A 7,495-nucleotide genomic window follows, 5' to 3' on the forward strand; every position below is an offset into this window, starting at 1 on the left:
GTGCTTTTCAATGGCAGCCGGAGCCGCTCGGCGGCCCCGGGGAAAGCGAGGGGTCCGGCTCGTTTTCCGGGCCCCTCCGCGCCAGCCGACCCACGCCTGTGCCGCCCCGTGGCCGGGACGGCGGCGCTCAACCGGTTCGAAGGCCAGGCCTGTGAGCCGCTGAGCCGGTTCAGGGCGTGGCCGGGGCGTCCCCGTTGACGGCCGAGACCAGCAGGAGGTGGTCGCGCATCGCGTCCGCGGCCGCCTTGGGGTCGCCCGACCGGATGGCCGAGGCGATGCGCTCGTGCCCGTCGAGCGAGGCCCGGGGCCGGTCCGGCTGCGACAGCGACTCCAGGCGGGTCTCCCGGATCATCGGGGCGATCTCGTTCATCATCCGCGCCAGCAGGCGCGAGCGCGCGGCCGTGGTGACCGCCGCGTGGAAGCGCTCGTCGCCGGTGACACCGCGGTCGCCGTTGGCCACCTCCTGGCGCATCAGCTCCAGAGCGGCGTCGATCGCGACCAGGTCCTCGGGCGTGCGGCGCACGGCGGCCAGCTCCGTCAGCTTGACCTCCAGCGCCTGACGGGCCTCGATGATCTCCGCGCGCCGGTTGGCCCGGTCGCGCAGGAGGGCGAGGACCCCCTGCTCTGAGACGGTCTGGCGGATGATCGCGCCGTCCCCGTGCCGCACCTCGATGACCCCCTGGACCTCCAGCGCCACCAGCGCCTGGCTCACCGAGGCCCGGCTCACCTCCAGCGCGACGGCCAGCTCGCGCTCGGGCGGCAGGCGGTCGCCCACGCCCAGGCCGGCGTCCCGCATGTGTTCCACGAGGCGCTCCACGAGCTGCTCGTACAGGCGCGGGCGCGCCGGGGGCCGGGGTCGGGGCTTGGTAGGCACGCTCGCTGGCTCCTGATCCTCGGATCTGACTGTGGTGAGGGGCTTCCAGGCTAGAGCATCCGGTCGGCGGGCCCCCGGGGGCGACGCATCGGACGTCCCGCGATCGGGTGCGGCGGGGGCTTCACAAAAAGTGTGGTTCCGTGCCATTCTGACGTTAGGCCTAGTGGCCTAGCCACTGAACCACTGGGAGGTTGCTGTGGAGACCCGCGACACCGCCCTGGAGCTGTTGGACCGCACGCTCGACGCGGGATCCCACATCTCCTGGGACGAGGCGCCACCGGACGCGGACCCCGACCCCGCCTACGCCGACGCGCTCACCCGGGCGCGGGCCGCGACCGGATGCGACGAGGCGGTCCTGACGGGGGAGGGGCGGCTGCACGGCCGCCGCGTCGCCGTCGTGGCCAGCGAGTTCGGCTTCCTCGCCGGGTCCGTGGGGCTCGCCGCCGCCGGGCGCGTCGTCGCCGCCGTCGAACGCGCCACAGCAGAGCGGCTCCCCCTGCTGGCCGCCCCGGCCTCGGGCGGAACCCGCATGCAGGAGGGCACCCCCGCCTTCGCGGCCATGGCGGCGATCACCGCCGCCGTCACCGCGCACAAGGCCGCCGGGCTGCCCTACCTCGTCTACCTGCGCCACCCCACCACCGGAGGCGTCCTGGCCTCGTGGGGATCGCTTGGCCACCTCACCGCCGCCGAACCCGGAGCGCTTATCGGCTTCCTGGGCCCCCGCGTCTACGAGGCGCTGCGCGGCGCGCCGTTCCCCGAGGGCGTCCAGCGCGCGGAGAACCTCCAGCGGCACGGCCTCGTCGACGCCGTACTGCCCCGCGCCCGGCTCAGGGACGCCGCCGGGCTCGCCCTCGACGTCCTGCTCGACCGCCCGGCCGCGGCCGCGCCCCCGCCGCCGCCCGCCGAACCCCGCTCACCCGCCTCCGTCTGGGACTCTGTGACCCGCTCCCGCCGCAAGGAGCGCCCCGGCGTGCGCGAACTCCTGCGGCACGCGGCCAGCCACGTGGTGCGCCTTCGCGGAAGCGGCGAGGGAGAGGCGTCTCCCGCCCTGGTCACCGCACTGGCCCGGTTCGGCGGCAGGCCCTGCGTCCTGGTCGGCCAGGACCGCTCCCGTCAGAGCGCCGAACAGCCCATGGGCCCTGACGCGCTGCGCGAGGCCCGCCGGGGCATGCGCCTGGCCGCCGAACTGCGGCTGCCCCTGGTCACCGTCATCGACACCCCCGGCGCCGCGCTCTCCGCCGAAGCCGAGGAGCGGGGGACGGCCGGTCAGATCGCCCGCTGCCTGGCCGAGATGACCTCCCTGGCCGCCCCCACGGTCTCGGTCCTGCTGGGGCAGGGCGCCGGCGGGGGCGCGATCGCGCTCCTGCCCGCCGACCGCGTCCTGTGCGCCGAGCACGCATGGCTCGCCCCGCTGCCGCCCGAGGGGGCCAGCGCGATCGTCCACCGCACCCCCGACCGGGCCGGGGAACTGGCCCGGGCCCAGGGCATCGGCTCCACCGACATGCGCGCCCGCGGACTCGTGGACCGGGTGGTCCCAGAGTTCGGCGACGCCGCCGACGAGGACGTCGCGTTCTGCGCGCGCATGGGGGAGGCGATCGCCCGCGAACTCGCCGCGGTGCAGCCGCACGGGAGCTCCGGACCGCCGGGCGGACGCGCCGCGCGCTACCGCCGCCTGTGCGCCGCGTCCTGAGCGCGCGCCGCCCAGGACGCGAACACCGGATCAGTACCGATCACCAGGAGGTAGGGAACGTGGACCGCTCGCAAGGGCCGCTCAAGGGGATCGTGGTCATCGACCTGTCGCGGGCGCTGGCCGGACCGCACGCGGCCATGCTGCTGGGAGACCTCGGCGCGCGGGTGATCAAGGTCGAGCAGCCCGGCAGGGGGGACGAGACGCGCGGGTGGGGCCCGCCGTTCGTCGGACCGGAGGAGGAGCGCGTCAGCACCTACTTCCTGTCCTGCAACCGCAACAAGGAGTCCATCGAACTGGACCTGAAGTCCGAGGACGGCGCGGAGCAGCTGACCCGGCTCGTGCGTGCCGCCGACGTCCTGGTGGAGAACTTCCGCCCCGGCGTCCTGGACCGGCTCGGGTTCCCCGCCAGCCGCCTGGAGGAGCTCAACCGCCGCCTGGTGGTCTGCTCCATCAGCGGGTTCGGGCACGACGGTCCCGAGGGCGCACGCGCGGGCTACGACCAGATCGCCCAGGGAGAGGCCGGTCTGATGAGCCTGACCGGCCCCTCGCCCAAGGAACCGACCAAGACGGGCGTGGCCATCGGCGACCTGCTCGCGGGGATGAACGGCGCCCAGGGAGTGCTCGCCGCGCTCTTGGAGCGCGAGCGCACCGGGCGCGGTCGCGTGGTGCGAACCTCGCTGCTGTCCTCGATCGTGGGCGTGCACGCCTTCCAGGGAACCCGGTGGACCGTCGGGCGCGAGGTGCCCGCCGCCCTGGGCAACCAGCACCCCTCCATCGCCCCCTACGGCGCCTTCGCCTGCATGGGCGGCGTGCTCCAGGTGGCGGTGGGCGGCGGGGCGCTGTGGGAGCGCTTCGCCGGACTGCTCGGCCTGGACCCCCGCGACCCCAGGTTCGCCGACAACGCCTCCCGGGTGGAGCACCGCGAGGAGCTGATCGCCGAGGTGGAGGCGGTGCTGGGCCAGGGCACGCGCGACGAGTGGCTGCGCCGGATCGGTGAGGCGGGGGTGCCCTGCGGCGCGGTGCGCACCATCGACCAGGTCTACGAGTGGGAGCAGACGCGCTCCCAGGGGCTGCTGCTGGAGGTGGAGCACCCGCTGCTCGGCCCGATCGAGTTGCCCGGGTCCGCGCTGCGCTTCGACCCCGCGGCCGACGAGACGCCGCAGCCCCCCGGGACGGGCCATCTGCCGCCGCCCGCCCTGGGCGAGCACAACGACGCGGTGCGGGCCTGGCTCGACGAGGTCGAGGCCCGACCGGCCGGATAGACCGCGCACCGGCCACCGCGACAGCCATGCGGACGGCCGCGCCGGAGCCCCCGGGCGCCTGCGCGGCCGTCCGGCGTCGTACCACCCCTCGGCGCGCTCTTCCCCGCCGCGCCCACCCCGACCGCGTCCTGGGCGTCCTGTCCTGCCCGCCGCTGCTGGGCGCGGAGCTGGTCCGGCACACCGCCGACGAGCCCACCGCCGCGCCGGGCACGCCTTCTCCTCCTGCCCGCACGCCCACGCCGGGCGCACCGGTGCCGCCCTCGTCCCCATCACCAACCGGCTGGCGTCGGTGCGCATGGCCGACCACATCGTCGTGCTCGACCGGGGCCGGGCGGTGGAACGGGGCGGCCACGCCGAACCGCTGTCCGCCGACGGGCTCTACCGTGAGCTGTGGGACCTCCAGGCCAGCGCCTACCGCTTCACCGAGGAGGGCGAACCGGCGGCCTGACCCGGCGGAGGGTCGTGTACGGGTCCGGGGCCGGCGCCGTCTCGCGGGTTCCGGGCCCGTACGCCCGGGGTGTGGAGGGCGTCGGGAACGCCGGTCGCCGGGCACCAGCGTTTGTAGGGGCAGTCCAGGCAGGCCTCACCCGGAGTGGGCGGGTGTGAGGTGTCGCCGTGCCAGGGTCCGGCGAGTTCGCGAACCACCCGCCGGGCCGTGGCCCGGACGCGTTCCGACCCCGGGTCCAGCGACCGCACGGACGCGCCCCGGGGAGTGAGGACCTCCAGCTCCACGGCCGAGTCCGGGCCCGCGGGCAGGGCGCCGCAGGCGAAGAACCCCACCGCCAGGGCCAGTCGGGGCTGCGCCGCCAGCAGCGCCTCCTCGTCTTCCGGGAGAGCGTTCCCGCCCGGGAGGGGTCCTCCGCCGCTCGCGGGGCCTGCACTCTCGCCTGCGAGCAGGGTGTTTCCGGCCGGGAGGACCGCGCCGTCGTCCGGGGAGGGCGTACCTTCGTCTGAAGCGGGCACGCCGCCGTGCGGCGAGGGGGCGGCGCCCCCTCGCCGACCGGCCGCGTTGTCGTCCCGGCACGTCGGGCCTTCGCCCGGTGAGGGTGTGTCCCCGCCCGACGAGAGCGCGCCTCCCCTTCCGGGGTGTGCGTTCCCGCCCGGGGAAGGCCGGGCCTGCGCCGGGGCGTGCCCGGCTCCCGCAGGGGCTGGCGCTTCGTCGGTGGTGGTGACGGAGCGGTGGACCCAGGACCGGCCCCGGTGGTGGAGCACCTCGGCCCTGGCCAGAACCAGGACGTCGGCCCGCGTGTCGTCTGCGGCCAGACTGTGGCCCACCCGCACGTGGCTGCCCGAGGCCAGCCCGCGCAGCGGACAGACCCCGACGTGCGCGGCGATCATGGCGGCCCCCAGACGTGCCTGCCCGCCCTCCAACCGCCACCTGCCCGCGGACCAGGAAGAGTGGTCCCCGGGCAGATCCCCGGCCGTGCAGGGCCTTCGGGGCAGGCGCCGGTGCAGCCGCTCCAGCCAGGCGCGCACGGCGCGGTCGCGCCGCAGCGGCGCCGGTTCGGCGCCGGGGTCCCCGGGCAGGCCCAGGGCGTGGAAGTGCGCCCGGGCGGGACACCCCCGGTGGCGCAGTCCCAGGGAGACCGACCAGGAGCGCCGGGGCCACGGCCCGCCGCTCAGGCCGAGCAGCCCCGGCGCGCGCGGCAGCCGACCGCAGCCTCGGCGCCCCGCGCAGGCCAGGCAGTCCCCGCCGGGGGAGCGGGCCCCGCCCACCAGGGCCGAGCGCAGCCCCTCCCGGCCCGCCGAGGCGAAGGCCTCCCCGGCCTCGGCGGCCGAACCGTCGTAGAGGACGGCGGTGGAGGCGTCCAGACAGGAGGCCTCCACCACGCGCACCCGGTCCGGCGGCCGTGAGTCGGCGCCGCCGCGCTGTCCGCGCATCGGATAGGGGGCGCCGCCCCGGTACCGCCCGGGACGCGCCGCGCAGGCGTCGCGGTCCACCGGCGTGCCGGTGGCGAGCACGTACGCGGCCACCGCCACCTCCGCCCGGGAGCGGGCCCGCCCGCCGGCCGCGCCCGTGACCGGGACGCGCAGCTCCCGCACCCGTTCCGGCCCCTGGGCGTAGGCGTACCTGCGGCCCCGGGCGCACAGCTCGTAGGGCCGGGAGTTGGGTGAGCCGGGCACGGGCAGGTACTGGCGGACCCAGAAGTCGAAAACCGGGGCGCGTTGCGGGCCGCCTCGCCCGCGCTCCCCGGCCAGTGCCTCCAGGTAGCACCGCGCGGCTTGCCGGACCCAGAGCAGCAGCCCCGGGTGCGGCGGCGCGAGGCGCCCGCCCGGGAGGGCGCGGCCCGGCCCCTTCGGGGTGGACAGGTGCGCGCAGGCCTCCTCCAGTGCCATGCCCGCGTGCTCGACCAGGTCCAGGACGGCGTCCAGAACCGACCCGGGGGTGTCGCGCGGCGGCGGGTCCGCGCCGAGGGACGGGTCGGCGCTGAACCGGCGGTGCGCCGGGCACCCTCCCGAGGCCAGCGCCGCCGAGCCGCTGAAGACGCGGACGGTCGGTGCCGGGACGGATTCCCCGCTGGCGTGGTCGGACATGGGCGCCTCCCCTCACCAGAAGGGTGGCACGATCGGGGCCCCGCCGCCGGAGGCCTGTGGACAACTCCGCCCGGGGCGTAGGAGGCGCTGTACCGGGGTGTCCCGGCCGAGTGGTGCACATTCTCGAACCAAACCGAGTCCACGGTCGTGCACCCCGTCGCACGCCCCGGGGATCGGGTGTCCGTGCGCCTGGTCACCTCCCATCGCGGGGAGGTCGCGTTCCACGACGTGGGTGGGGGCCCACTGGAGGTCTGGCCGCGGTGGTGGCGTTTCGTGGCCCCGGTGCACTGCCTGGACGAGCACACTTTCACCCCGGCCTTCCCCGACGAGTTCTCCGGTGGGGAACATCCCGGCGAAGCTCCCCTGGACCCCTACGACATCGAGGGGACCGGCGGCGCGCGGGAGTGCGGGGCCGTCCAGGGCACGTGAGGCATCCGACACGCCGACACCCCCGCTCCGCTCCCTTGCGGAGCGGGGGATAAACCTCCGTAAAGAGTCACTCACGGTGACGTTTTCGACGCTCCGGGTGGTGCGGCGATCAACGGCGGGGAGCCCCCCCATCATGTTGAATGACGTCCATGATCGTGCGTCGAGTACTTCCCGATGAGATGAACGCCGTCAGTGAGCTGCGCCTGACGGCCTACACCGCCGACGGCCTCATGGACGTGAACCCGGCCTACGTCGAGACGCTCCGGCTCCTGGGCACGGACGGCCGCGGCGAGATCCTGGTCGCCGCCGACGAGAACCGGCTCCTGGGGACGGCCGTCTTCGAGCCCTGGTCTCCGGAGAGCGAGATCGCCCGCAACGCCGACGAGGCCGAGATCCGCGCCTTCGCCGTCGCCCCCGAGGCGCGGGGGCGCGGCGTGGGGCGCGACCTGGTCAACGCGCTCGTAGACCGCGCCCGTGAGGAGGGGGTCTCCCGGCTGCTGGTGGCCACCCTGCCCGAGATGGTCTCGACCCAGTACGTCTACCGCGCCCGCGGTTTCGAGCGGGTGCCCGAGCGCGACTGCGTCCCGCTGCCCGGCGTCGAGACGCTCGTCCACGAACTGGTCGTCAAGGCCTGAGCCCGCGCACACCCGTCCTCCCGCCCCGGTCCGGGGCGGGGGAGGGGTGTGCGCGGGCTCAGGCCTTGAA

At 75.9% G+C, this 7,495-nt stretch carries 7 protein-coding genes; 5 read left to right on the forward strand and 2 right to left on the reverse strand.

Annotation, left to right across the window (positions count from 1 at the left end; genetic code table 11):
- Positions 1-169: 169 nt before the first annotated feature.
- Positions 170-874: a FadR/GntR family transcriptional regulator gene (locus ABD54_RS12845; RefSeq protein WP_047869702.1), complete on the reverse strand. Its 705-nt coding sequence runs from the start codon at positions 872-874 to the stop codon at positions 170-172.
- Between the two features lie 196 nt (positions 875-1,070).
- Here ABD54_RS12845 and ABD54_RS12850 point away from each other — a divergent pair, with 196 nt between their 5' ends.
- From ABD54_RS12850 to ABD54_RS28575, 3 genes are all read left to right on the forward strand, one after another.
- On the forward strand, positions 1,071-2,564 hold the full coding sequence (locus ABD54_RS12850; RefSeq protein WP_047869703.1) for a carboxyl transferase domain-containing protein: 1,494 nt from the start codon (positions 1,071-1,073) through the stop codon (positions 2,562-2,564).
- Positions 2,565-2,623: 59 nt separating this feature from the next.
- The gene (locus tag ABD54_RS12855; RefSeq protein ID WP_047869704.1) at positions 2,624-3,826 is read left to right on the forward strand and encodes a CaiB/BaiF CoA-transferase family protein; all 1,203 of its coding nucleotides are present in this window, start codon (positions 2,624-2,626) and stop codon (positions 3,824-3,826) included.
- 295 nt (positions 3,827-4,121) lie between these two features.
- Complete coding sequence (locus ABD54_RS28575) at positions 4,122-4,274, forward strand: hypothetical protein (RefSeq protein ID WP_200904100.1); 153 nt, start codon at positions 4,122-4,124, stop codon at positions 4,272-4,274.
- Here the strand turns inward: ABD54_RS28575 and ABD54_RS12860 are convergent.
- Positions 4,238-6,361, reverse strand: coding sequence for a hypothetical protein (locus ABD54_RS12860; protein ID WP_047869705.1), 2,124 nt, complete (start codon positions 6,359-6,361; stop codon positions 4,238-4,240). The two genes, ABD54_RS28575 and ABD54_RS12860, sit on opposite strands and share 37 nt — an antisense overlap.
- Before the next feature lie 177 nt (positions 6,362-6,538).
- Here ABD54_RS12860 and ABD54_RS12865 point away from each other — a divergent pair, with 177 nt between their 5' ends.
- On the forward strand, positions 6,539-6,790 hold the full coding sequence (locus tag ABD54_RS12865) for a hypothetical protein (protein ID WP_053063580.1): 252 nt from the start codon (positions 6,539-6,541) through the stop codon (positions 6,788-6,790).
- Positions 6,791-6,969: 179 nt separating this feature from the next.
- Positions 6,970-7,425 (forward strand): GNAT family N-acetyltransferase, encoded by a 456-nt coding sequence (locus tag ABD54_RS12870; protein WP_019608527.1) that lies wholly within the window; start codon positions 6,970-6,972, stop codon positions 7,423-7,425.
- Positions 7,426-7,495: the final 70 nt, after the last annotated feature.

Source organism: Nocardiopsis sp. RV163 (assembly GCF_001029525.1).
In the GTDB taxonomy this organism is placed as follows: Bacteria; Actinomycetota; Actinomycetes; order Streptosporangiales; family Streptosporangiaceae; genus Nocardiopsis; species Nocardiopsis dassonvillei.